The 396-nt window shown below is 68.7% G+C and carries 1 pseudogene; it reads left to right on the top strand.

What is annotated here, in order from left to right:
* Positions 1 to 14 precede the first annotated feature (14 nt).
* Positions 15 to 396 (top strand): annotated as a pseudogene (locus tag BA895_RS19375) (HNH endonuclease); the annotation flags it as partial.

The following is a 396-nucleotide window of genomic DNA, read 5'->3' as shown; positions in this document are numbered from 1 at the left end:
GCAAAGGCCAGGTGATGGCCGACACCCTCGTCGAACGCCTCACCGGGCAAGAGACTGCGCAGGATGTTGATGTCGAGGTACAGGTCGTGATCACCGACGACGCCCTCTTCAGCGGCGACGAGACCCCCGGTCAGGTCCCCGGGTACGGCACCGTCCCCGCCGGGTGGATCCGCGACCTCCTCACCCCCAGCGACGACGACACCGACGAGACTGGAACTGAGGACACCGCTGCTGGCCCTGCTTCGAAACCCGCGGCCGGTCGCCGCGGCGGGTCAGGACTGCGTGAACACGCCCGGGTCTGGCTCAGACGCCTGTATGCCCCCCCCACTACCGGGCAGCTGGTCGGTATGGACTCCCCCCGCCGCGTCTTCGACGGCAACCTGCGCAAGTACCTCC

Origin of the sequence: Humibacillus sp. DSM 29435 (genome assembly GCF_001758225.1) — a bacterium.
GTDB lineage: Bacteria > Actinomycetota > Actinomycetes > Actinomycetales > Dermatophilaceae > DSM-29435.
This window is presented reverse-complemented; position numbering and strand designations above follow the sequence as displayed.